The sequence below is a fragment of the Celeribacter naphthalenivorans genome, assembly GCF_020524585.1.
GTDB lineage: Bacteria > Pseudomonadota > Alphaproteobacteria > Rhodobacterales > Rhodobacteraceae > Celeribacter > Celeribacter naphthalenivorans.
Genome location: NZ_JAIVLK010000002.1, coordinates 408,669 through 432,870 on the forward strand (window position 1 = coordinate 408,669; position 24,202 = coordinate 432,870).

At 59.1% G+C, this 24,202-nt stretch carries 26 protein-coding genes and 1 tRNA gene; 22 read left to right on the plus strand and 5 right to left on the minus strand.

Annotated elements, in window-relative coordinates:
• Positions 1-304 precede the first annotated feature (304 nt).
• The 7 genes from LC094_RS05580 to LC094_RS05610 all read left to right on the plus strand — a co-directional run bounded on the left by LC094_RS05580 (position 305) and on the right by LC094_RS05610 (position 7,322).
• Positions 305-1,510, plus strand: a complete 1,206-nt coding sequence (locus LC094_RS05580; protein ID WP_226550771.1) for a tyrosine-type recombinase/integrase — start codon at positions 305-307, stop codon at positions 1,508-1,510.
• A 296-nt stretch (positions 1,511-1,806) separates the two neighbouring features.
• Positions 1,807-3,462: a DUF262 domain-containing protein gene (locus LC094_RS05585; protein WP_226550772.1), complete on the plus strand. Its 1,656-nt coding sequence runs from the start codon at positions 1,807-1,809 to the stop codon at positions 3,460-3,462.
• A 698-nt stretch (positions 3,463-4,160) separates the two neighbouring features.
• Positions 4,161-4,337 carry a helix-turn-helix transcriptional regulator gene (locus LC094_RS05590; protein ID WP_226550773.1) on the plus strand — a complete coding sequence of 59 codons (177 nt, stop codon included), beginning with the start codon at positions 4,161-4,163 and terminating at the stop codon, positions 4,335-4,337.
• A 3-nt stretch (positions 4,338-4,340) separates the two neighbouring features.
• A complete protein-coding gene (locus LC094_RS05595) occupies positions 4,341-4,646 on the plus strand; it encodes a hypothetical protein (protein ID WP_226550775.1) in 306 nt (101 codons plus the stop codon).
• Between the two features lie 191 nt (positions 4,647-4,837).
• The gene (locus LC094_RS21740) at positions 4,838-5,527 is read left to right on the plus strand and encodes a DUF7146 domain-containing protein (protein WP_449727668.1); all 690 of its coding nucleotides are present in this window, start codon (positions 4,838-4,840) and stop codon (positions 5,525-5,527) included.
• A 2-nt stretch (positions 5,528-5,529) separates the two neighbouring features.
• Positions 5,530-7,023, plus strand: a complete 1,494-nt coding sequence (locus LC094_RS05605) for a DUF3987 domain-containing protein (protein ID WP_226550777.1) — start codon at positions 5,530-5,532, stop codon at positions 7,021-7,023.
• Positions 7,020-7,322 carry a hypothetical protein gene (locus tag LC094_RS05610; RefSeq protein ID WP_226550778.1) on the plus strand — a complete coding sequence of 101 codons (303 nt, stop codon included), beginning with the start codon at positions 7,020-7,022 and terminating at the stop codon, positions 7,320-7,322. Before LC094_RS05605 ends, LC094_RS05610 begins: the two co-directional genes overlap by 4 nt.
• A 236-nt stretch (positions 7,323-7,558) precedes the next feature.
• Here LC094_RS05610 and LC094_RS05615 read toward each other — a convergent pair whose 3' ends face one another.
• Complete coding sequence (locus tag LC094_RS05615) at positions 7,559-7,858, minus strand: hypothetical protein (protein WP_226550779.1); 300 nt, start codon at positions 7,856-7,858, stop codon at positions 7,559-7,561.
• 507 nt (positions 7,859-8,365) lie between these two features.
• Positions 8,366-8,455, minus strand: a tRNA-Ser gene (locus LC094_RS05620).
• 195 nt (positions 8,456-8,650) lie between these two features.
• On the opposite strand from LC094_RS05620, the gene LC094_RS05625 reads away from it, so the two are divergent.
• The 8 genes from LC094_RS05625 to LC094_RS05660 all read left to right on the plus strand — a co-directional run bounded on the left by LC094_RS05625 (position 8,651) and on the right by LC094_RS05660 (position 15,663).
• Positions 8,651-9,556: a DUF2059 domain-containing protein gene (locus tag LC094_RS05625; protein ID WP_226550780.1), complete on the plus strand. Its 906-nt coding sequence runs from the start codon at positions 8,651-8,653 to the stop codon at positions 9,554-9,556.
• A gap of 305 nt (positions 9,557-9,861) precedes the next feature.
• The gene (locus LC094_RS05630; RefSeq protein ID WP_226550782.1) at positions 9,862-10,452 is read left to right on the plus strand and encodes a 50S ribosomal protein L21; all 591 of its coding nucleotides are present in this window, start codon (positions 9,862-9,864) and stop codon (positions 10,450-10,452) included.
• A gap of 22 nt (positions 10,453-10,474) precedes the next feature.
• Positions 10,475-10,744, plus strand: a complete 270-nt coding sequence (gene rpmA / locus LC094_RS05635; RefSeq protein WP_167600543.1) for a 50S ribosomal protein L27 — start codon at positions 10,475-10,477, stop codon at positions 10,742-10,744.
• Between the two features lie 385 nt (positions 10,745-11,129).
• Positions 11,130-11,612, plus strand: coding sequence for a GNAT family N-acetyltransferase (locus tag LC094_RS05640; protein ID WP_226551004.1), 483 nt, complete (start codon positions 11,130-11,132; stop codon positions 11,610-11,612).
• Between the two features lie 39 nt (positions 11,613-11,651).
• Positions 11,652-12,161, plus strand: coding sequence for a GNAT family N-acetyltransferase (locus LC094_RS05645; protein ID WP_226550784.1), 510 nt, complete (start codon positions 11,652-11,654; stop codon positions 12,159-12,161).
• 78 nt (positions 12,162-12,239) lie between these two features.
• Positions 12,240-13,289, plus strand: a complete 1,050-nt coding sequence (gene obgE, locus LC094_RS05650; RefSeq protein ID WP_226550786.1) for a GTPase ObgE — start codon at positions 12,240-12,242, stop codon at positions 13,287-13,289.
• A gap of 8 nt (positions 13,290-13,297) precedes the next feature.
• Positions 13,298-14,401, plus strand: a complete 1,104-nt coding sequence (gene proB, locus LC094_RS05655; RefSeq protein ID WP_226551005.1) for a glutamate 5-kinase — start codon at positions 13,298-13,300, stop codon at positions 14,399-14,401.
• Complete coding sequence (locus tag LC094_RS05660) at positions 14,398-15,663, plus strand: glutamate-5-semialdehyde dehydrogenase (protein WP_226550788.1); 1,266 nt, start codon at positions 14,398-14,400, stop codon at positions 15,661-15,663. The genes proB and LC094_RS05660 overlap by 4 nt, the downstream gene beginning before the upstream one ends.
• A 171-nt stretch (positions 15,664-15,834) precedes the next feature.
• Here LC094_RS05660 and LC094_RS05665 read toward each other — a convergent pair whose 3' ends face one another.
• Complete coding sequence (locus LC094_RS05665; RefSeq protein WP_226550790.1) at positions 15,835-16,470, minus strand: histidine phosphotransferase family protein; 636 nt, start codon at positions 16,468-16,470, stop codon at positions 15,835-15,837.
• 66 nt (positions 16,471-16,536) lie between these two features.
• Here LC094_RS05665 and LC094_RS05670 point away from each other — a divergent pair, with 66 nt between their 5' ends.
• The 4 genes from LC094_RS05670 (at position 16,537) to LC094_RS05685 (ending at position 19,325) form a co-directional block, all read left to right on the plus strand.
• Positions 16,537-16,716 (plus strand): DUF3553 domain-containing protein, encoded by a 180-nt coding sequence (locus LC094_RS05670; protein ID WP_167600825.1) that lies wholly within the window; start codon positions 16,537-16,539, stop codon positions 16,714-16,716.
• Between the two features lie 194 nt (positions 16,717-16,910).
• Complete coding sequence (locus LC094_RS05675) at positions 16,911-17,699, plus strand: GNAT family N-acetyltransferase (protein WP_226550792.1); 789 nt, start codon at positions 16,911-16,913, stop codon at positions 17,697-17,699.
• Positions 17,696-18,553, plus strand: coding sequence for a lysophospholipid acyltransferase family protein (locus LC094_RS05680; RefSeq protein ID WP_226550793.1), 858 nt, complete (start codon positions 17,696-17,698; stop codon positions 18,551-18,553). Before LC094_RS05675 ends, LC094_RS05680 begins: the two co-directional genes overlap by 4 nt.
• A 31-nt stretch (positions 18,554-18,584) precedes the next feature.
• Entirely contained in the window at positions 18,585-19,325 is a 741-nt protein-coding gene (locus LC094_RS05685) for a hypothetical protein (protein WP_226550794.1), read from the plus strand.
• A gap of 6 nt (positions 19,326-19,331) precedes the next feature.
• On the opposite strand, the gene LC094_RS05690 is transcribed toward LC094_RS05685, so the two are convergent.
• On the minus strand, positions 19,332-19,958 hold the full coding sequence (locus tag LC094_RS05690) for a thiamine phosphate synthase (RefSeq protein ID WP_226550795.1): 627 nt from the start codon (positions 19,956-19,958) through the stop codon (positions 19,332-19,334).
• Positions 19,959-20,074: 116 nt separating this feature from the next.
• Here LC094_RS05690 and LC094_RS05695 point away from each other — a divergent pair, with 116 nt between their 5' ends.
• Positions 20,075-20,824 carry an RNA methyltransferase gene (locus tag LC094_RS05695; protein ID WP_226550796.1) on the plus strand — a complete coding sequence of 250 codons (750 nt, stop codon included), beginning with the start codon at positions 20,075-20,077 and terminating at the stop codon, positions 20,822-20,824.
• 89 nt (positions 20,825-20,913) lie between these two features.
• Here the strand turns inward: LC094_RS05695 and LC094_RS05700 are convergent, their stop codons facing one another.
• Positions 20,914-21,333: an SH3 domain-containing protein gene (locus LC094_RS05700; RefSeq protein WP_226550797.1), complete on the minus strand. Its 420-nt coding sequence runs from the start codon at positions 21,331-21,333 to the stop codon at positions 20,914-20,916.
• A 199-nt stretch (positions 21,334-21,532) separates the two neighbouring features.
• Between LC094_RS05700 and ctaA the strand changes: the two genes are divergently transcribed.
• Together ctaA and LC094_RS05710 are read left to right on the plus strand one after the other, a co-directional pair.
• Positions 21,533-22,690 (plus strand): heme A synthase, encoded by a 1,158-nt coding sequence (gene ctaA / locus LC094_RS05705; RefSeq protein ID WP_226550798.1) that lies wholly within the window; start codon positions 21,533-21,535, stop codon positions 22,688-22,690.
• Positions 22,691-24,172, plus strand: a complete 1,482-nt coding sequence (locus tag LC094_RS05710) for a carboxypeptidase M32 (RefSeq protein WP_226550800.1) — start codon at positions 22,691-22,693, stop codon at positions 24,170-24,172.
• The last annotated feature ends 30 nt before the right edge of the window (positions 24,173-24,202 follow it).

Genomic DNA, 24,202 nt, shown 5'->3' on the forward strand with positions numbered 1-24,202 from the left:
AGGCTTTATGCTTCAAAGGCTCCACGACAGTGGGGCCTTTTTTGTTGGCTGTTAACTAAGGGAGCAGGGCATCGGCAGGCTGGTCCGATGAATAAGATACTTCGATGGTTTGGGGAATATGGCGGAGAGACAGACGCCCATCGTAGATTCTATGGTGTTCCTGAAATGTGCATTTTGTTCCTAATATAACAACGTATTAGGTGATTTTCACGTTCCGAACAATTCTTGTGGATTCTTGCTGTTTCCGGTTTTAAAAGGGGGAACAAAAGAGGGAACATAGTATAGTTCTTCATGGGAAAACGAGATGGGCAAGAAACTGACGGCGACCTTCGTGCGCAACATTCAAACGCCGGGGAGCTATTCGGATATGGGCGGCATGGGGCTGCGTCTGCGGGTCAAACCGGATGGTCGGAAAAATTGGATTCAGCGCCTCACCGTGAGTGGAAAGGTCAGGGAAACCGGCCTTGGGTCTTTTCCGGTCGTGACCCTCGCCATGGCGCGCGACAAGGCGATTGAGAATAAGCGCATGGTGATCGACGGGCTGGACCCGATCGAGGAACGCCGCAAGACGCGCGCCCGGCTGAGTTTCGCGGATGCCGTGGATCGCTACATTGACGTGAAGGTGCGGGAGTTGCGGAACGAGAAGCACCAAAAGCAATGGCGGTCTACGCTCGACACCTATGCCGTGCCGATCATTGGGGCGCTGCCGGTCGATAGCCTGACCGTGCATGACGTGCTGCGGGTTCTTGAGCCGATCTGGACCACGAAAACCGAAACCGCGACCCGGTTGCGGCAACGGATGGAAGCGGTCCTGTCGTGGGCAACTGTGGCGGGGTTCCGCACCGATGCAAATCCGGCGATCTGGAAAGGCAATCTCTCGGAACTACTGCCCAAGCCCGCGAAAGTCGCGAGCAAGCGCCACCATGCGGCGGTGAAGGTCGCGGATATGCCGGAGTTCTGGCAAGCGCTGTCGGCGCGGGACGGGATGAGCGTCATGGCGCTGCGTTTCCTGTGCCTGACACTGGCGCGCTCGGGCGAGGTGCGCGGGATGGTCTGGAACGAGGTGGATTTGGACAACCGTCTGTGGGTCATTCCGGCAGAGCGGATGAAAGCCGGGCGCGAACATCGTGTGCCGCTTCCCGATACGGCGGTGAGCCTACTCAAGGCCGTGCCCCGGGTGAAGGGCTGTGACCATGTGTTCTTTTCGACCCGCAACGGTCCACTCTCGGATATGTCCCTGTCTGCGGTCATGCGGCGGATTGACGAGAAGGCGCAGGAAACCGGCGGTAAACGCTTCCTAGACCCGCGTTCCAACCGCCCCGCAGTCCCGCACGGCCTGCGCTCCACCTTTCGAGTTTGGGCGGCAGAGAATGGCGTGGATCATATCCAAGCCGAATTGGCGTTGGCCCATACCGTGGGGAGTGAAGTGGAGCGGGCGTATCGGCGGACGGATATGGTGGAGCAAAGAAGAGCGTTGTTGGAGCGGTGGGCGGCGTTTGCGGGAGGGTAGGGTGGGTTTTGTTGAACACTCTTCGATCAGAAATTGGTGCCGCAAGCTTGGAACCCTGTTCTCCTAAACCGCATGCTGGGAAACACTATTTTTGTAGAAAGCTGCTTGGTGGGCAAGTATCTTGCAAAACTGAAAGTAGCCACTCAAACACAGAAATTTTCAGAAAAATCGGCGGAGAACTGTCTCTCTCTGCGAGTAAACTATGGTGCCTCTCACCGTCTTGTGAAAAGAAACTGTCTTTTGCTTTGTGAACTGTAGTAGCTTTTAGAAACAGTAGTTTAATAAAGGAATTTCATATGGAAGCACGTACCAAAACGGTTGAAGACTGGTTTGCAATGATCCGCGAGGGGCTTCTGACATTGCCCAGATTTCAACGCTTCGAGGCATGGCGACCAAGCCAGATTGAAGGCGTTCTTGAAAATATTCTCCGTGTTCCATCATTACCCATCGGTGCACTTCTGCTCTTGGAAGTGGGCGATAAGGAGCTTTTCCACTCACGGCCACTTTCCGGGGCGCCAGACCCAAAGGGCATGCCGCAAATGAACTTACTTGATGGGCAGCAGCGCATGACTGCGCTTTGGAGGTCATTGATTGATAACTACGAGGAGTTCACGGTCTTTGTTTCTTTGGGAAATGAAGAGCGTCCAGAGATCGAGATCGTAAAACGTTATTTTTCCAAGTCGGGAAAGCGCATGCCTCTTTGGGCCGACAATCCCGTTGAGTGTTTGGAGCGTCGTTATTTCCCGGTTTCTCTTCTTTGCCCGGGCGCCAAAGGCGAAGATGCGATGGATAAGTGGACTGAGGTAGCTGAGACGAACAAGGCGACTGACAAAACCATCATGCGCTTGCGCCAAAGACTTGCCTCCTATCCGATTCCATTTCTATCGCTACCCGTAACTACGGAACAGGAAACCGCGCTCGACGTATTCATCAAGATGAACACGTCGGCATCTCCGTTGAAGGATTTCGATATCGTTGTTGCGCAGCTCGAGGGGGCTGTTGGCGACTCTCTTCATGATATGATTGCCCAACTCAACGAAAAGGTTCCTACCGCAGCGGACTACGGTAAGGTGGAAGATATGGCCTTGGCGGTTGGAGCGTTGCTGAACGGTAAGCCACCATTGAAACGCACTTACCTCGATCCAGCATTTGGCAATGAGTTGGCCCAAGTTTGGAAACAAGTCGTCGTTGGGTTGGAGCGTGGCATGGCATTTTTGAGGGACGAAGCAATTTTCAATGAGCGTTTGCTGCCGACTGAGGTGATTGTCTACCTGACGGGAGCCCTCTGGGCCCATGTTCCTGTCGACGGTGCAGATCAAGAGGGGCGCGCTCGCACGCTAATCAGGAAAACGATCTGGCGAGCAAGTTTCACGGATCGCTATCTCAAGACGGCAAGCACCCGTGCCTTTGCTGACTACAAGGCAATTCAGGATATGATCGTAAATCCAAATTCAAGAGCCGCACCGGATCTGTTTGATGATGCTCAAAATCCGTTACCTCCGGCCGCAGAACTGATTCGTGGCGGTTGGCCGAGTCGCAAGGATAGGCTTGGGCGAGCAATCGTAGCGGTCTCCCTCTATGGAGGAGGCTATGATTTCGCCGATGGCGCGAAAGCAACTGCAGACACTGTACGCTTCCGCGAGTACCACCACGTCTATCCGCGTAGCCTCGTTCAAAATAAGTTCCCTGATAATGAAGTGAATTCCGCCCTCAACTGCGCGCTAATTTCGTGGAAGACCAACAGAAAGATTGCAGCCAAAAATCCCAAACAGTACCTTAAAGAGCGTGGGCAGGATGCGAATGCCACAAAAGAACAGGTTCGGCATAGGCTGGAAAGCCACCGTGTGCCTTACGATGATCTGGTAAAAGGTGATTTTCGCGAGTTCATCGAAACTCGCGCAAATCTGATCCACGCGTCAATGCAAAAACTTTGCGAAGGTTCAATTCCTTAATTTGATCGTGGGACAGTCATTCAGACAAAACTAACGACAATTCCGTTTTCAGAATAGGCGTTCGAGTTACTATAGCTATGCTCTCGCAGTGAATGGTCGCAATGCGGCCTGCAGCTGCAGCATAGTAACATTATTTCAAGCGGCAACTTTGGGTCGGTGGCTGCCCGCCTTACGGCCCTCGATCTAAAATATAGTAGTCTTACTCCCGCAAGTTCGACTGCTCGAACGTCCACAATCGATTCGTCAAATCTGCTTCGACATTTCGCGGGTTTCTCCATTTCGAATCTCTATGAAGCATTTTTGTTCGTAGGAAGAGTTAATAAGGCAATCTCGAGTAAAATTTAATTTTGTATATTTTACAATGATTTGCGGACAGAGGTGGAAACGTGTTTATGAGAAAGCTTGTTCATAAAATGCTGTTTTTTATGGTTAAGGGAGCCTTAGTTTGCGGACATTCCTCTTATGAACTTTTCTTGCGCAAGCCCATGTAAATACGCTGATTTTGTTTGAACTCCGACGCTGTCTTGCGCTTATTTCGGCCTTGCGAGGCGCTTCCCGGTGGTAGGCGGCTTGTGTCGGAACCGATGCGCTAACATCGGTCCCGACGAGTTGGGACTCAGCAAGACCCACTCCCTCATATCGCCAGAAACATGACCGCGTCAAAGCTCTTGGCGCGGAACAGAGGAGGTTTGTCCAAAATGGAGAGCCGTGTTCTGAGACGACCCGAGGTCGAACATATGGTGGGCCTGTCCCGCTCGACGATTTACGCGATGATGGCCGAGGGGCATTTTCCGAAGCCGGTGCGGCTGGGACGCCGCGCGGTCGGTTGGCGCGAGGCGGATTTGCGCCGCTGGCTTGCGAGCCGGGAGGTGTGAGCGATGGAGGGATCAAACCCGACGCCCGGCACTGCGTCCTCCGATCAGGGCCATTGCGAAACCGCCGCGAACTATCGCCGCGTCATTGTCACTCATGGCCGCTACCGGGTCGCGATCTGTCGCGATGGGGTGCAATGGTTGTTTCAAAAATGCACTCGCGAAAAACCCTGTGCTCGGGCGCGTTGGAAGACGGTCGGGTACTTTGTCACCCGCGAGGCGCTGCGCGCGCTGCAACACAGGTCCACGGGCGCGAACTGGCCGGAATTGGATGCACTCCCCGAGGGGATGGATCGGGAGACCAAAGAATGAGCCGGGCGGAGAACCTGACCCGCCAGCTCGGCGGGCGCTGGCACGGTCATTACGGTATGGCGCTTTGCCCTTCACATGAAGATCGCAGCCCAAGCCTCAGTATCACATTGGGAAATGACGGGCGCATTTTGCTTAAATGTCACGCGGGGTGCTCTTACGCGGATATTCGCGCGGCGCTTGAGGCGGGCGGTATGGATCGGAGCGCGTTACGCGGGAATCTGAGCCTTGATCCCGAACGAGACGCGGAGCGACGGGCCAAGGCGGATGCAGACCACCGCAAGCGTTCGGATCAGGCGCGGCGGCTTTGGGAGGTGGCGCAACCTATCTACAGTAGCATTGCGGAGCGCTACCTACGTAAGCGCGGGATCAGTTGCCCTCTGCCTGATACGCTTCGTTACGTAGAGACGTGCTGGCACCCGACGGCCAAGCGGCTCCCCGCTATGTTATGTTACGTATCGGTCGGGGACGGGTTTGCATTGCATCGCACTTACCTATGTAACGATGGGAGCGGGAAAGCCCCGGTGACACCCGCTAAGGCTATGCTCGGGCGCACCAAAGGCGGCGCTGTGCGCTTAATTAGGGGCCACGGGCGTTTGGTGGTCGCGGAAGGGGTCGAAACCGCGCTGTCGCTTGCCTCGGGCCTCATTAAAGACCGCCCCACGATCTGGGCGGCCCTGAGCGCATCAGGCATGATCTCCCTGCGCCTGCAGCAACAACCGGGCCTGCTAACCATTGCTGGTGATGGCGATCCTGCCGGACGCGCGGCGGCGGGGCAACTGGCTCGGCGGGCGTCGGACATGGGGTGGCAGGTCTCGCTCATGATCGCCCCTGAAGGGCAAGACTGGAATGACGTGCTCAGAGAACGGGAGGGGGTGCTGTGAACATGCTACCACAAGAGACCCCGTTCATGGGCGATTGGCCGGTGCCGTCCCCGCGTCTCACGCAGGGCGCGACCTTGCCCGCCCCGGAATTGCCTCTCGCTGATGTGTTTGGCCCGCTCTGGGCCGATTGGATCAGTCGGGCGGCAGAGGCCAAATCCGCACCGCCGGATTATGTCGTGGCGGGTCTGCTCGCGACGGTCGGCTCTGCCATTGGCAACACCCGTTGGGCTGCGCCGTGGGAGGGCTGGCAGGAGCCGCCGATCCTCTGGACCATTTCCATTGGCTCGCCCTCCTCGAACAAATCACCCGGTCTCGATGCTGTGCTGGGACTGATCAAGGAAGTTGAGCGCGAGAAGCGACATGCCATGGAAGGCGATCTGGCGGAGTGGCGCGAGAAAGCCGAGATTGCCAAGCTCGCCGAAAGCGCGTGGAAAGAGGTGGCAAAAGCGGCGCTGAAGGACGGGAGCGAGCCGCCGGAGCGTCCGGATACGTTACGTATTGAACCAGAACCATTTCTTCCGCGCTTTTCGATTGCGGACGGGACGGTAGAACGGCTGGCGGTGATTGTTTCGAAACAGCCGCGTGGCACCTTGCTGGCGCGCGATGAGCTGGCCGGGTGGTTGCAGGGTATGACGCGCTATTCCGGTGGCGGCTCGGATCGGCCTTTCTGGTTGGAGGCCTATGGCGGGCGGGCCTATTCGGTCGAACGGATGGGGCGCGAACCTGTCCATATCGACCGGCTGTCGATTGCCGTGACAGGCGGCATTCAGCCGGACCGGCTCAAATCGCTCTTGCTGCGGAGCGATGATGATGGGTTGCTGGCGCGTTTCATCCCGATCTGGCCCGATCCCGTACCGCTGCGCAGACCGCGGGCGCAAGCAGGGGCGGAACGCTGCGCCATAGCCCTGCGGCGGCTATACGGCCTTTCGATGTATCGCGACGAAAACGACAGGGAGCGGCCTTGGGTCATGCCTTTCTCCGATCCGGCGCGGGATGTGCTCGACGCCTTCCGCTTGTCGGTGCGGGCATGGGAGCGCGATGCCGAAGGGCTGCTCTTATCCTTCATCGGCAAAATGTCGGGTCTCGCGGTGCGCCTGTCGCTGATCTTGTCCTATCTCGATTGGGCGATGAGTGACGAAGGGGAGCCGCAAGAAATCGGCCGTAACGCCTTCGGTCGTGCGGCGCATTTTGTCGAGTTCTATGCGCTGCCGATGGCCCGCCGGGCCTATGCCGATGCGGCGACTTCCAAGGCGGAACGCGGCGCGCGGCGTTTGCTTGATGCGATCCGGGCAAGGGGCTGGCCGCGTTTTACCAGCCGGGAGGCCCTGCGCCTCGATTTGTCCGGCCTAAGCTCCGCAGCACAACTCAACGCGGCGCTGACGGTATTGGAGGATGGGGACGCGATCCGACCGATTGCACCGCCGCCCAATCCCAACGGAGGCCGCCCCACACGGCTCTTTGCGGTCAATCCGGCGCTCTTGGCGGGGATGTCATGAGCATCTGGCTCGATGCCGCCCGGCAGGGTCCGGGGGCGATGACAAAACTGACAAAACCGACAAAACCCCAATCCGGTCCGGGGGCTTCGGGGGAGGTTTTGTCAGTTAAGTCGGTTTTGTCAGAGGGGGGAGAGCTTACCCCCTCTGATCTCTTTGATCTCTGGGAAGAACGCGCCGCGATCCTGCAATTTGACGCCGGGATGAGCCGGGAACGGGCGGAGCGCGAAGCGGCTAGGCGTCTCGGGTTGTCTCTGCGTGCAATGCAGACATTGGTGGAGCGCGCGGCGAAAGCGAACTAAGAGCCCAAACTGCCGAATGCTGCAGAAAGCATGAACGGCTGCGAAGCGCGCAGACAGACATTGGCAAATGCAATCATAGTGGACATCGGAGGCCCAGTCTGGTTGCAGCATTCGCAATCTGCTTTGTTAACGTTCGAAGAACCTTAATACTCGGTTAGGGTTTGACTTGGCAGTGGCACAGACTGCTGAGAGGAAGACTGGCGCACCTTGGTCTCCGGGTTGCACCGCAGGTACAATTAGGAATCCTTGCCGCTTGCAAAAACATACCCGGCAAGCGTTCCAAGAAGCGCAGCAACTGCCTCTCCCGGAAATTCATTAATTGCTGTCACGCCCAGCAGAATGGGTAGGAACAACACGATCCCAAGTGCGCGCACAGTCTGGGGACCAAAACCATCATCCTTTCGCCTGAGAACTGACCAAACCAAAGCCAAACCTGCCAGAAACATTATCAGAACAATGACCATAAGAAGGGAACCTGTTTGGCCTCCCCAGAAGGTTGCCCAAGCCGTTTTCACAACACTTTCTCCGTTTTCCATAGCTTCCTCCATTCAAAGCGATATTTTCCAAATATGACATCATTGGTTGCGATAGTGCTGCTCGCAAAGCGCTTTGACAACCTATTCCGACCATCCGCTCAGCCGACGCCCCGGTTGTTTATATCCAGATTCCGCGTTTGCGGGCGATAACCAGATAGTTCTGCAGATGCAGAAAAGTTCAGCGTTCTGCCCGAGGTGCGCTCGCCTCAGTCGCCTAACGCACAAACCTGACATTGGCGCAGGCGCAGCGAAATGGTGCTCCGTCCCGCATAGTCAACGTTCGCAGTTCAACGGGTGAATGTCTGCTCTGGCCCTGATCAGCACGTTTCGGTGTCTTCCCGTTGCAAAACCAAAACACGCTACCCGCCGTCACGACCCCCCGTGGTCGGCGTGTTGTTTTGGGAAATCCAAACTCAGGCATGAAATCCGCAAAAGGGATCAAAAGGGGGATCAGATTTCGCGATTTGAGGAAAAACTGTTTAAATACATTGACTTACAGAAAATGTATGGCGGAGAGACAGGGATTCGAACCCTGGGTCCCCGTGAAGGGACAACGGTTTTCGAGACCGCCCCGTTCGACCACTCCGGCACCTCTCCGCGGGGGTCTGGTGGCGGGTGATTTATCCTTGCATTCGGGGGTGTGCAACCCCTTTCGTGACATTCTTTTTAGCATATTTACGCTCAACGGCTCGCAAAATCATGCCGCTCGGGCACAAATACGTGTCCAGTCTTGTTCTGTGCTTCACTCTTTGTTTAGCTGTTTGGGTGACATTACGATCGGAAGGGACCGAAATGACTGCGATTGCCACTCCTAAGATGTTTTCCTGCCTGTCCGGCTTTGCGCCGCGCGACGGTTTGAAAAATGGTGTGAAATATACGCTCTTGTCGACGGCGCTTTGTCTTTTCGGCGTGGGCGCGCAGGCGGGCCCGGATGAGGCACAGCTCACGACGCTGATGCAGGCGATGATGTTCGAGGATGTCGTCGATGTGCTCTGCGACGAGGGGGCCGAGATGTCCGAGGATTTCGTCGAGGCGGGTTACGGCGTGCCGAAACCGATGTGGGACAAGATGCTCTCGCGTCTTTACGATGAAGATGTGATGGCCAAGGCGTTTCACGAAGAGATGGGCGAGGCGCTTGGCGATACCGATCTGGCGCCGATGATCGCGTTTTACGAGTCGGATCTGGGCCAAAAGATTGCCCGGCTCGAACTTGAGACCCGCAAGGCCATGTCCGACGAGGCGACCCAGGAGGTGGCGAATGACGCCTGGGCCCAGCTCGACCCGGACACTGCGCGCGCGCATCTGATCGAGGACTACGTGCAGGTCAACGATCTGGTCGAGATGAATGTCGTGGGCGCCATGAACAGTGACATCGCCTATTATCAGGGTCTCTGGAGTGCCGGGTTCGAAAACGCCCAAGGGTCGAGCGACAGCGACATCCTGAACGAAATCTGGGCGTCTGAGCCCGAGGTGCGCGCGGATGTGTCGGAATGGGTCTACGGCTTTTCGACCATGGCCTATCAGACGCTGTCGGACGATGAATTCGAGGCCTATATCGATTTCGGTCGCACGGAGGCCGGGCAAAAGCTCAATCATGCGCTTTTCTCTTCCTTCGATGCGGTCTATGAGCATGTCTCGCGCGGCCTTGGCGCGGGCACTGCGAAGCTGATGCAGGATTTCGACGGTCAGCAGCTCTGAGTGACGTCGTCGCCAAAGTCTGAGCGGGGCAGGCGGCTGCCCCGTCTTGGTCGTCAAGACAGGCCTGATCGCCAATATATGCTTGACTTTTAAGCCCCGATTCCCGATACACGCGCCACCCGGCGGACCCTTGGTGCGACCGGGTGATGTGTTTTTGTCCGGAAGTTTTCCAACAAATCAGGGCCAAAACCGCATCTTACATGAAAATCTCGTCCCCAAAGGGGCGCGCTGTTTGAAGGCACCCCAACGCCGAAACTCTACGATTTCGGGGCCACAGAACGCGGGTATATCGAAAGGAAGACTGCATGTTTGCGGTTTTGAAAACTGGCGGTAAGCAATACAAAGTGCAGAGCGGCGACGTTCTTCGCGTGGAAAAACTTGCCGCTGATGCTGGTGAAAAAATCCAGTTCAACGAGATTCTGATGGTTGGCTCCACCATCGGTGCCCCCCTCGTGGAAGGCGCCGGCGTGCAAGCCGAAGTCATCGACCAGATCAAGGGTGAGAAACTCATCCACTATGTGAAGCGTCGTCGTAAGCACTCTTCGCAGCGCAAAAAAGGTCACCGTCAGCAGCTCACGCTGCTCCGCATCACCGACATTCTCGAATCCGGTGCGGACAAATCCGGTGTCAAAGCTGCCATCGGCGCGGGTTCCGTTTCCGCTGCTCCGGCTGCTGCCGCTGCTCCGAAGAAAGCTGCTGCCAAAGCTGAGGCTCCGGTCGCTGCTGGTGCAGACGATCTGACCGCCATCACCGGTGTGGGTCCGGCTGCTGCCAAGAAATTGGCTGAAGCAGGTATCACCACCTACGCTCAGCTCGCCGCTGTTGACGTCGACACCTTCGACGCCGTCAAAGTGAAGGCCGAGTGGGTCGCACAAGCCAAAGATCTGGCTCAGTAAGTTACGTTAAGGAGAGAACACCATGGCACATAAAAAAGCAGGCGGCTCATCCCGTAACGGTCGCGACTCCGCAGGTCGTCGCCTCGGCGTCAAACTCTACGGTGGCCAGTCCGCCATTTCCGGCAACATCATCGTCCGTCAGCGCGGCACGAAGTTCTGGCCGGGTGAGGGCGTTGGCCTTGGCAAAGATCACACGATCTTCGCAACCACCGATGGCGTTGTGACCTTCCGCAAAGGTCTCAAAAAACGCACCTTCGTGGACGTGCTTCCGGTGGCGGAGGCCGCTGAGTAAGCCGACCCACCGTCCAGACATCGGACATCACAATCAGGGGATCGGCGAGAGCCGGTCCCTTTTCTTTTGCGTTTTCTGACTTAAGTAAGATTCAGAAGGCCTTGAAAAATTTTGAAATTTCAGGCCAAATCAGCTTTCGCGCATGGGTTTGTTCAGCCGAAGTTAACGGAACTGTCGTATTGGGACGCTAGGCTGTGTCTTCATATCCGACGTCTCGGGACCGACGGGCAGGGCAACCTCTCTTCAGGGAGGAAGAGGGCGCGGAAACTCTTTTGGAGGAAGAGGGATGAAAATGGAGACCGTGAAAGACAGAGCCGCACAGGCTGTTTTGGGCAGTGTGGAGGGCGTCGTCACGCAGCCGGTGATCGAAACCGATCGCTTTGTCATGCGCCCACCGCGTCTCTCGGACGCCGGTCTGTTGAACATGTACGCCAGCGATGCCCGCGTGGCGCGCAATTCGCGTTCCCTGCCGCATCCGATGCCGCCGGGCGCGACGGAGGCCTTTGTGGCCCGCGCGCTGAAACCTGAGACCCGTGAAAAAGTCTGGATTCTCGACGGTTCTGCGCATGGTCTGTCCGAAGTTCTGGGCGTGATCTCCCTCAAGCCGCTTGACCGCGATCAATGCGAAGTGGCCTTTTGGGTGGCGCCGAGTTTCTGGGGCACTGGTTTGGCCCGCACCGCGTTGAAGGCACTGGTCGAGGCCAACCCAATGGGCGCCAAGACGCTTTTTGCGGAGATTTTTCAGGACAATCAGGCCTCGGCCCGTGTCGTGACCGCCGCAGGGTTCGACTATATCGGCGATGCCGAGACCTATTCCGTTGCCCGCGGCGCGCAGGTCCCAACCTGGACCTACCTGCGCAAACTTTAAAGACCTCGGAGATCGGGGTCGCCATATTGGAAGACCCCGATGACCCAGCCCATTCTCACCACAGACCGCCTGACTCTCCGCGCCCTTCGAGCTGAGGACGCAGGCGATGTCGTGCGCGCGTTGAACGATTTCGAAGTGAGCAAATGGCTGACCCGTGTGCCTTTTCCGTATTCTGTTCACGATGCGAACTGGTTCACCCGCAGGGTGGCCGCGACAGCCTTTGTCTTCGGCCTTGAATTTGAGGGGCGTCTCATAGGCACCATCGGCTGCGAAGGCGAATTCGGCTATTGGCTCGGGCGCGCCTATTGGGGGCAGGGGCTGATGACGGAGGCGGCGCGGGCCGTGCTTGCGGCCTATTTCGCCGAAGGTCATGACGGGATCAAAGCCGGATATTTCGCGGAAAATATCCGCTCCCCAAATGTGTTGCGCAAAATGGGCTTTGTCGAGACCGGGCATTCGCGCAGTTTTAGTCTCGCGAGGGGCCAAGAGGTCGACCGGATCGACATGATCCTGACCCGAGACGCCTTTGAGGCGCGAAACGGCAATTGAGTTTAACGTGCGGGCAAGATACATCTGCCCGAAAGCCCCCATCGACATCCGGTCGCAGGGGCAGCAAAGGATAAGACAATGAAATTCCTCGATCTCGCCAAGGTCTACATCCGCTCCGGCTCCGGTGGCAACGGCTGCGTGTCCTTCCGGCGCGAGAAATTTATCGAATTCGGCGGCCCGAATGGCGGCGATGGCGGCAAGGGCGGCTCGGTGATCATCGAGGCGGTCGAGGGGCTCAACACGCTGATCGATTTTCGCTACCAACAGCATTTCTTTGCCCAAAACGGCCAGGGCGGCATGGGCAACAACCGCACCGGCAAGGACGGCAAGGACATCATCCTGCGCGTGCCGGCGGGGACTGAGGTGCTGGACGAGGACGAAGAAACCGTAATCGCCGATCTCACCGAGGTGGGCGAGACCTTCGTTTTGGCCAAGGGCGGCAATGGCGGCTGGGGCAACCTGCGGTTCAAAACCTCGACCAACCAGGCGCCGGGCAAGGCGAACCCCGGCCAACCCGGCATCGACCGCACCATTTGGCTGCGCCTCAAACTGATCGCGGACGCGGGGCTTTTGGGCCTGCCCAATGCGGGCAAATCGACATTCCTGTCGGTGACTTCGAACGCGCGACCGAAGATCGCGGATTACCCGTTCACCACGCTGCACCCGAATTTGGGCGTGGTCGGCATCGACAATGCGGAATTCGTTGTGGCCGATATTCCCGGTCTGATCGAAGGCGCGTCCGAGGGCCGTGGTCTGGGCGATCTGTTCCTCGGTCACGTCGAACGCTGTGCGGTGCTCTTGCACCTGATCGACGGCACGTCGGAGGATGTGGTGGCGGATTACGAGACCATCATCACAGAGATCAACAATTACTCGCATATTCTGGGCGACAAGCCCCGGATCACGGTGCTCAACAAGATCGACAGCCTTCTCGAAGAAGAAGTCGAAGAGAAACTGAGCGCCCTGCAAGCGGCCTCCGGCGGGCGGGTTTACACCATGTCGGGCGTGTCGCGTGAGGGCGTCGACACGGTGCTGCGTGCGCTCAAAGCCGAGATTTCCATGGACCGCCTTCGGATCAAACAGGCCGAAGAAGGGGATGACGAGGAAGACACGCCTTGGCAACCCTGACGGCCTCCATGCCCGCAGCGCTTGCGGGCGCGAAACGTATCGTGATCAAGATCGGCTCGGCGCTATTGGTCGAGCGCGGTGAGCTGCGCGCCCAGTGGCTCGATGGGCTGGCGGAAGATGTCGCTATGCTCACGGCGCGCGGCGCGCAGGTGATTTTGGTCTCCTCCGGCTCCATCGCTTTGGGGCGGGGCATTTTGGGTCTGCCGTCCGGCGAATTGCCGCTGGAGCACTCGCAGGCCTGCGCCTCCGTCGGTCAAATCCGCCTCGCGCGTGCCTATCAGGAGGTGCTGGAGCCCCGTGGCATCACCACCTCTCAGGTGCTTTTGACGCTGGAAGACAGCGCGGATCGCCGTCGCTACCTCAACTCGCGCGCCACGTTGGATGCGCTTTTGTCGCTGGGCGTTGTGCCCATCGTCAACGAGAATGACACGGTGGCGACCGATGAAATCCGCTACGGCGACAACGACCGTCTGGCTGCGAATATCGCGGTCACGGTGGGCGCGGATCGTCTGGTGTTGCTCTCCGATGTGGACGGACTTTACACGGCGAACCCCTCGGTCGACCCGGATGCCAAACACATCCCGGTGGTCGAGGAAATCACGCCCGAGATCGAGGCCATGGCGGGCGATCCCGTGTCTGGTGTGTCGAAAGGCGGCATGAAGACCAAGGTGATGGCGGCCAAAACCGCGATCTCCGGCGGCTGCTCCATGGCGATTGCCGAAGGCTCGCACATGCGGCCTTTGAAGGCGCTCGAAGAGGGCGCGCGAGTGACCTGGTTCCTGGCCAAAGAGGACCCGGCACATGCCCGCAAACGCTGGATCGGCGCGATGAAGCCCAAGGGCGAAGTGCAGATCGATGCGGGCGCCGTGGCGGCACTCGCGAAAGGAAAATCCCTGTTGCCCGTCGGCGTCGAGGAGGTTGTGGGCCATTTTGGCCGCGGCGAACCAGTCGTGGTGCTCGGGCCTGACGGGGCGCGCATCGGGCTCGGGCTGTCGCGCTACACTTCTGACGAAGCCGAAGCCATCAAAGGCGCGCATTCCGAAGACATACAGGCGATCCTCGGCTATCCCGGCCGGGCCGCCTTGATCCATAGAGACGATTTGGTGACATGACCGATAGTGACGTGAAAGACATGATGAAAGACCTGGGCCGTCGCGCGAAAGCCGCGGCGCAGGTATTGGCGACGGCCTCCTCCGAGGCCAAGGAACAGGCGCTTTTGGCTGCTGCCGACGCGCTTTGGGCCAACCGTGCGGAGATCATCGCCGCCAACGAGAAAGACCTCGAATTTGGCCGCGACAAAGGCCTGACGGATGCCATGATGGACCGGCTCAAACTCGATGAGCCGCGCATTCAGGGCATGATTGACGGGCTCAAGGCCATCGCGGCCCAAAAGGACCCGGTGGGCGATGTGATCGCCGAGTGGGATCAACCGACGGGGCTGCACATCAAACGCGTGCGCACGCCTTTGGGGGTGATCGGCGTGATCTATGAGAGCCGCCCGAATGTGACGGCGGACGCGGGGGCTTTGTGCCTCAAGGCCGGGAATGCCGTGATCCTGCGCGGCGGCTCCGAGAGTTTCCATAGCTCCGGCGCGATCCATGCCTGTCTGGCCGAAGGGTTGAAAGCCGCCGGTCTGCCCGAAGACGCCATCCAACGCGTGCCGACCCGCGACCGGGCGGCGGTGAGCGAAATGCTGACCATGACCGATTATATCGACGTCATCGTGCCGCGCGGTGGCAAGGGCCTCGTGGGCCTCGTGCAGCGCGAAGCCCGCGTGCCGGTCTTTGCCCATCTCGAGGGCATCGTGCATGTGTTTGTCGATGCCTCCGCCGATCCGGAAAAGGCGATGAAGGTCGTATTGAACGCGAAAACCCGGCGCACGGGGATTTGCGGGGCTGCGGAATGTTTGCTGATCCATCAGGACATTGCCGACACGCTGGGCCGTGATCTGGTGGCGGCTCTGGTTGAGAAGGGCGTCGATGTGCACGGCGATGCAAGGGTGCAAACGCTGGTCGATCAGGTGATGCCCGCCACGGAGGAGGATTGGGGGCGCGAGTACCTTGATAGCATCATCGCGGCGAAAGTCGTGGCGGATGTGGATGAGGCCATCGCGCATATCCAGCGCTATTCCTCGTCGCATACCGAATGCATTTTGTCTGAGACTCCGGAAAATGTGGAAGCGTTTTTCTCCCGCATCGACAGCGCGATCCTGATGCACAATAGCTCGACGCAATTCGCCGATGGCGGCGAGTTCGGCATGGGCGCAGAGATCGGCATCGCGACAGGCAAGATGCACGCGCGCGGGCCGGTGGGCGCGGAACAGCTGACGAGCTTTAAATATCTCGTGACCTCGGACGGGGCCGTTCGGGCCTGATCTGAGTATTTGAGCTGCAATGAAGACAAATAGGGCGCGCCAAACCGGCGCGCCTTTTCTTAAAGCGTTTTTGTTTAATCTGGATCAGATTGAGCGAAAAACGTTGCCACACTGGATTGATATTGCTGCGTTTCTCAAAAATTGAGTGCCTCAAGTTTTTTGAGAAACGCTTTATGCCATCAGAGAGATCACGCCATCACCAGAGCCCTGTGTGATCCGACGCCCGAGGGCGGCGGCTTGCAAAGGGGCGAGGATGAACTGCACCTGAGAGGGTTTCAGCCCCTCGGTGCCTGTCACACTGCCGAGCCGGGCCCAGAGATCGGGCGCCGGTTCAAGGCGTTCGGAAGAGGCGCGAATTTTCCATTGGCTGTTGGAATAGGTCACCTTGATTTCACCGCCACGGGGCAGGGCGGTTTCCAGGCACATGAGCATGAGGCAGGCCAGTTTGACCTCTTCGCGCGGCAGATCCTCTGCGGGGTCCCAGACATAGGTCAGACGCGGGGTGGAGATCGCGTTCAGGATGCCGGAGATTTCGGCGCGCGAGGTCATCTGACCGGCCGAGGCCATGCCGAACGCGATGCGAAAGAATTTCACCCGGGCATTGGCATTGTCGACGCTTTCGGAGATAAGGCTAAGCTCAGGGCCGGTTCCCGCGCCCGACATGGCCATCAATTCGACACCGTTCGAGATCGCGCCCACCGGGCTGATCAGGTCGTGACAGATACGGGAACCGATCAGGGCGGCGATGTCGCGGGTCATGTCACGTTTCGTGTCTTTTGGCGCATCTGTGGGCATGTCGTGGGTCATTCAAGTCTCCGTTTTTGGCCGGGTCAGGCCGGTATTTCGAGGAAGAAACCGATGCAAAATCGCACTCTGGACGATCTCAATGCCATGCTGGAGCCGGGCCAGATGGTGCGCCACCCGCAGGAGCCCGATTGGGGGCTGGGTCAGGTGCAATCGAACATCAATGGCAAGTTGACGGTGATGTTTCAGCATCAGGGCAAGGTTGTGATCGACAGTCGGCGGCTTGCGCTCCTCCCCGTTTTCGACTGAGGCCCGGTCGAGGCCGTGTCGCGTGGCGTTTGCGCCCTATGGTGGCGCGAATTGGTCGAATTTTCAACCTAAGCGGTATTCGCGCCGCATGGAACCCCGCCAGTCTGTTGCATTGAAATCAACAAAATCTTAAAACCCGCCCACCTGTCACCCGTCAGGGCCAAACAAATCAGGGCCAAGCAAAAGAGATCGACATGAGCGCAGAGGCGCAGCCGTTCCAGTTGAAATTCGCCGAGACCGAGGCCGATCTGCGCGCGGCGCAGCGTTTGCGCTATCGGGTGTTCGTTGAGGAACTGGGCTCCGACGGCGAAATGGTGGATCATGTGGCCATGTTGGAGGCCGACCGCTTTGACCCGGATTACCAGCATCTCATGTTGATGGACCCGACGCGCTCTGACGACCCTCTGGAGCAGTGCGTCGGCGTTTACCGGCTTTTGACCGGGGAAAAGGCCGCAGACTTGGGGCATTTCTATTCCGAGGGCGAATACGATCTGACGGCTTTGAAAACTTCTGGCAAGCGGCTTTTGGAGCTGGGGCGGTCCTGCGTGGCGCGCGAGTATCGCGGTGGCGTGGCGCTGTTTCAGATGTGGGCGGGGCTGGCGAAATATGTGATCGAAGAGGGCTATGACGTGCTCTTCGGCACGGCCTCGTTTTTCGGCGCGGATGTGGCGCAACATGCCGAGGCTTTGTCTTTGCTGCATTCCCGACATCTGGCGCCAGAGGTCCTGCGGGCCCGCGCCCAAGAGGCGCATTTCCAGAGCATGGATTTGGTGCCTGAGGATCAGATCGACCGCAAACGCGCGATGCTGGCGATCCCGCCGCTGATCAAGGCCTATCTGCGGCTTGGCGGCACGGTGGGCGAGGGGGCGTTCGTGGATCGGGCGTTCAACACGGTGGATGTGTTGTTGATCCTCGACGTCGACCAAATCTCCGAACGCCAGCGCGCGATGTATACCAAGGGCCTCACAGGAGCCGGATCATGAGCCGTGCGCCGAATGGACCTCTCTGGGAAAGCCGCATTCCGCCCTCCGAACCCGCAGCCGTCAAAGGCGGCACATGGCGGATGATCCGCCGGGGTCTGCCGGTGATCCTGCTCATCGTGATCTGCATGGTGCTGATGTTTGCGACGCGCGCGGTGGAGCGGCTGTTCTACGGGTTGCGGCGTCCGTGGTCGTCGTTTTATCCGCGTTTCGTGTCGCGCAACGCGCTGCGGCTTATGGGGGTCAAACTCAGCGTCAAAGGCCAGCCGATGCGCCACCACGGGGCTGTCGTGGCGAACCATTCGACTTGGCTCGATATTTTCGTGCTCAATGCCGTGCAGCGGATTTTCTTTGTCTCCAAGGCCGAGGTCGCGAATTGGCCCGGCATCGGCACCATGGCCAAGGCGACCGGCACTGTGTTCATCAACCGCGACCGCAAAGAGGCCGCTGAGCAGAAGCGCGTGTTCGAAGAGCGGCTGCATCTCGGGCATAAACTTTTGTTTTTCCCGGAAGGCACGTCCAGCGACAGTCTTCGGGTTTTGCCTTTCAAACCAACGCTTTTTGCCGCCTTCTTTACGCCAGAGCTGCGTGAAGAGGTCTGGATTCAACCCGTCACCGCGCGCTACATCGCGCCGGAGGGGCAAGACGTGCGGTTCTACGGCTGGTGGGGCGAGATGGAGTTCGGGCCGTCTCTGGTACACGTGCTGAAAGCCAACCCGCAGGGCCGCGTCGAGGTGACGTTTCACGATCCTATTGCGGTGAAAGACGTGAAGGACCGCAAGGAGATGGCCCTGCGCTGTGAGGCGGCGGTGCGGTCGGGATTGCCGGAGATACCTGAGACCTATAAACACGTTTAGGACCAATACGGGCAGGGGAAGGGAGAAGAACATGGGGATGCGGCGTCGCGGTATTGCGAGCGGACTTGTTTTTCTGGCCCTCGCGCTCGTGCAGGTTGACACGGCAGACGCGGACAGTTGCGAGTTTTGCGAAAAATATCGCAACGATCGCTCCGAAATGTCTGAAGACAACCTGTTCCGAATGGATCGGGTGGCTTGTATCGAGGACAATGATCCCGCGACCTTCGACAGGAACTGGTGTGTCTCAAGCGCTTGGTTCAACAGCGATCTGGATTTTTTTGCCCGCCTCGAGAAATGCGCCCCTGTCGATCCGAGAGGGCGGAGCGCGGCGCTTGAGATGTTTGAAACCTTGAACTGCGACTCGACAAGTCTCGATGAACTTTCGAGGTTTTTCGGCGGCACAGATGATGATGCGGGCCAACAGGCAGGGCTGGCCACTGCCATCGTTCATGACAGTGAAAAGATTGGCGAGCCTTTCCAGTTTATGCGGAATATGGCCCGAGGCTATTACGAGCGCGGGAAAGGCGACGGGTTTCAGGAATTGACCCGTTTCGTCGCGGTTTTGAACCGGCGCGGTGAAAATGGATACGCCTATCTCGACAATGTCGCGGCGGCTATCGACATGTATGACGGCGAAGTTTTGGGGTATGACAACCTTGCCACACAGCACATGCGAATGATGTGTGGTTTGGGTGTGACGTTTGCGCAATCGGATTACGCCGCGCGCTATCCTTGCGCGCGCAACCCGAAACTGTTCGATAAATATAACTGATCGGGCTCACCCCATCGCCGCGATCAACTCTCCAAGTGCAACCACCGGATCTTGCGCCCCCCAAATCTCCTCACCCACGGCGAAGAAATCGGTCACGGGGGTCAGCTCTTTGACGATGTCCACAGAGAGCGCGCCCTCGGCCACCACGGGCACTTCGATCATCTGCGACCACCACTCAAAGAGATCGCGCGGCGCTTTGGTGCCGTCGCCCAGATCGGTGTCGCCCACGGGGCCAAAGGCCACGTAATCCGCGCCCGCTTCGCCCGCCGTCATGCCGTCATGACGCGAGGCGCCACAAAACGAGCCGACGATGGCGTCATCGCCCAGGGTTTTGCGCACTTTGCGGATCGAGCGCGCGCCATCGGTGAGGTGCACGCCGTCGAGGCCGTGACGTTCGGCGAGCGCCACATGGCTTTCGATCACGATGGCCACGTCGCGGGCGTGGCACACTTCGCGGCAGGCGTCGGCGGCCTTGCCCAGCACATATTCGTCCTTCGAGGCCAACACGAGGCGCACGCAGGCCACCTCATGCGCATCCAGAACCGCGGCCAGTTTCGGCGCGAAGTCTTCCGGCTCAAAAGCTGTCGGCGTCAGCAGGTAGATCTGCGGCAGTTCGGATTGCGGCTCGGACATTTGGGCACCTCAGGTGGAGTTTTGCCCGCTATAGCGCAAGCGACGCGCCGGGGGAAGCCTTGCTCACAGGGGGAAATGCCGCTAATCGGCAGGCAAAGCCGAAAGGAAACGCCGCCATGTCCGAAACCCCTGACCTCATCACCCCCGCCATGATCCTTGTGCGCCCGCAGATGGGCGAGAACATCGGGGGCGCGGCCCGTGCGATGTGGAATTTCGGGTTGGACCGGATGCGGGTTGTGGCGCCGCGTGATGGCTGGCCGAACCAGAAAGCGGTGGCAATGGCCTCGGGTGCGGGGCGGTTGCTGGATGAGGCAGGATTGTTCGGTACGGTGCGCGAGGCGGTGGCCGATTGCGATTACGTCTTTGCCACGACCGCCCGGATGCGCGGCATCACCAAACCGATCATGACGCCGGAACGCGCGATGGAGCACGCGCGTGCCTTGGTCGCGGAGGGCAAGAAGGTTGGCGTGATGTTTGGCCCGGAACGTGCGGGGTTGGAGAATGAGGATGTGGTCGAGGCCAATGCCATCGTGACCGTGCCGGTGAACCCCGCGTTCGCCTCGCTCAATCTGGCGCAGGCGGTTCTGCTCATGTCCTACGAATGGGGGCGTCAGACCACGGACGTTCCGCCCGAGGTTATGGAGATGGCGAAAACGGAGTGGGCCGGTCACGTTGAGGTCGAGAAACTCGGCGATCACTACGAAGAGGTGATGGAAGAGGCCGGGTTCTTTTTCCCGGAGCATAAGGCCGAGAACATGAAGCTCAACCTTCGCAATCTCTGGTCGCGCATGCCTTTGACGCGGGCCGATGTGCAGATGCTGCACGGGGTGATGCGTCAGATGAAGCGTTGGAAAGATCGTAGCTAATCTGGTCACTTTGGACATGCGGACAAGAGCGCGAGGGATGCCCTCGCGCTCTTTTGCGTTTCAAGTCTGGTGCGTTTTTAAGTCGTGGATTACGACTGCGGGCGCACCACGAGCGGGTATTGCCCCTCAAAGGCGGGTTTGCTCGGGTCGGGTTTCGCCTGCGGCACCACCAAAAGCCCGTCTGGTGCGGTCTGTTGCACCGGGACCAGATAGCTGCCCGAAACCCAAAGCGGCGCGGCGCCATGGGCGGACACCTTCACCCAACCGCCGCTGTGGCCCAGAGCGGTGAGCGGCGTGCCGGGTGCATAGGCGGTCACGGCGCGATAGCCGGTGCCGGGACCAGAGCGCGCGTTGAGCGTCACGCCGGGTTTGACCTTGTAATCCGCCCTGTAATTCGCATGCGCCACGGCTTGCGTTTGTGCTGTGGCGGCGGTGGGGGCGAGCATCGGAGCGGTGATGAGCGCGGCGCCCATCAGGGTGGCGGCGAGAATGTTGCGTTGAGCAGTCATGAGACGTCTCCTTTCGTCTGTACGAAGGAGAAACGCTTAAGGCGCCGGGCAGGGTTCCCCAAAAATTTCTCTCTCGGCGGTAACTTGCCGCACGTTTGCCAAGTCTCTCCTTGTGAAATTCATCCCGAAACGCTTGCCCTTCGCGGTGGACGAACCTAGGGTCTGCGCACGCAACGAGACGAGACCCCAAGAGGCCCAAATGGCACAAAAACGCAGCATTTTCGAAGAGGTGGGCACAGATCAAAAGCCCAAAACCGCAACGGAGTCCAAACCCAAAGGCGGGCTGATCGAAAAGGGCAACCGGGGCGCGCGCAAGGGCATCCGGGCCTGGCTTATGGTGATTTTCGCACTGGTGATGATGATGATCGCCGTGGGCGGTCTGACGCGGCTCACGGACAGTGGGTTGTCGATCACCGAGTGGAAACCCGTCACCGGTGCTGTGCCGCCGATGGATGAGGCGACGTGGCAGTCGGAGTTCGAGAAATATCAACAAATTCCGGAATATACGCTGCAAAACGAAGGCATGAGCCTGTCGGAATTCAAATCGATCTACTGGTGGGAATGGGGCCATCGTCAGTTGGGCCGAGTCATTGGCCTCGTCTGGGCGCTCGGGTTTGTCGGCTTTGCGGTCGCCAAAAAAGTCCCGACCGGCTGGCACAAACGGCTGATTTTCATCGGCGCTTTGGGCGGGCTTCAGGGCGCGATCGGTTGGTGGATGGTGTCCTCTGGGCTGACGGGCGAGATGCTCGATGTGGCCTCTTACCGTTTGGCGATCCATCTGGGGTTGGCCTTTATTATTCTGGGCTTCATCGCGTGGTATGTTTTCCTTCTGGGCCGAACTGAGGCCGAATTGATGCAGGCGCGCCGCGCCAAGGATGCAAAACTTTTCGGCATGTCCACCGGCATGCTGCATTTCGCCTTCCTGCAAATCCTCTTGGGCGCTTTGGTCGCGGGCATCGACGCTGGCCGCGGCTATACCGATTGGCCGCTGATGGGCGGGCAGGTCTTGCCGCCCGATCCGTTCTACATCGAACCTCTGTGGCGCAATTTCTTTGAAAACCCGGCAACCGTGCAATTCATTCACCGCGTTGCGGGCTACCTGTTGTTTGCCTTCGGCGTCGTGACTTGGCTCAAGGGCCGCAAATCCGCGAATAAAACCACCGTGGCTGCTTTTAACATGATGGGCGCGCTGCTGTTCCTGCAAGTCGTTCTGGGCATTGTCACCGTGCTGCATGGCGCACCTTTGGCTTTGGGCCTTGCGCACCAGGTGGGCGCCGTGGCGCTGTTTGTGGCGATCTCCCGCGCGCGCTTTCTGAGCCAGTTTCCGAAACCCCAATCGGTCCGGGAGGGCCTTTGAATGTCTGCCTATGATGAGTTGATGAGCTACACCCGTGAGACCGAGGCGCTTGGCGCGATCATGGGGCGGCTGAGCTGGGATCAGGAAACCATGATGCCGCGCGGGGCCGCCGAGCAACGCGGCGAGGAAATGGCCGCTCTCGAAGGCGTGCTCCACGCCCGGCGCACCGATCCGAAAATCGGCGCTTGGCTGGAGGCAATCGACGCCTCTGTCTTGGGCGAGGTGGGGCTTGCGAAACTGCGTCACATCCGCCGGTCCTATGAGCGCAACACCAAGGTGCCCGCCAAATTGGCCGCCGAGATCGCGCGGGTGACCTCGGTCGCGCAGGGCACATGGGCCGAGGCCCGTGCGCGCGATGATTTCGCCCATTTCGCGCCGACCTTCAAAGAGGTCGTCCGCCTGCGCCGCGAAGAGGCGGCAGCTTTGCAAGAGGGCACGGATTTCGACCTCTGGGACGCGCTGCATCAGGATTACGAACCCGGCTCGACGGGCGCGGAGCTGGACGCGATGTTCGGCGCGCTGCGCCCGCGTCTTGTGGCGCTGCGTGATAAAATTATGGGGGCGGATCAGCCCAAAGGCCTCTCCGGCACCTTCGATGAGACCAAACAAATGGCGCTCACCGAGGGTTTGGCCGCCGCTTTCGGCTATGACTTCGCCCATGGCCGGGTCGACAAGGCGGTGCATCCGTTCTCCTCGGGGTCTGGCCTTGATGTGCGCATCACCACGCGCACCAACCCGGAAGACCCGCTCAACTCGATCTATTCGACGATCCATGAGACCGGGCATGCGTGCTATGAGCAAAACATCTCCCGCGACTATTTGCTGACCCCTCTGGGCGAGGGCGTATCGATGGGCGTGCATGAAAGCCAGTCGCGGATTTTTGAAAACCAACTGGGCCGTTCGCGCGCCTTCACCGAATATCTTTACGGTCAGATGCGCGACACCTTCGGTGAGATCGGTGTGGACAGTGCGGAAGCGTTTTACGCTGCCGTCAACCGCGTCACGCCGGGCTATATCCGCACGGAAAGCGATGAGGTGCAGTACAATCTGCACGTGCTGCTGCGCTTTGATCTGGAGCGTCAGATCATCGGCGGCGCGCTGGAGATCGACGATCTGCCGGAGGCCTGGGACACGCGGTTCGAGGCGGATTTCGGGGTCAAGGTCGACAAGGTTTCGAACGGCTGTTTGCAGGATGTGCACTGGCCCGTTGGACTGTTCGGCTATTTCCCGACCTATTCTTTGGGCAATGTCTACGCGGGCTGTCTGCACAAGGCGCTCCGGGCCGAGATGTCCGATCTCGATGCACAGATGGCCAAGGGCGACACATCCAAGGCGACCCGCTGGCTGGCGGAGAACCTGCAACAGTTCGGCGGCCTGCGCGAGCCGCGCGATACCATCGTGCATGCCTGTGGCTTTGAACCCACCGAAGCGCCGCTTTTGGACTATCTCGAAGAGAAATTCGCGGGCATCTACGGGTTTTGAGTATTTGAACAGCAAAGGAGACATCGCCCT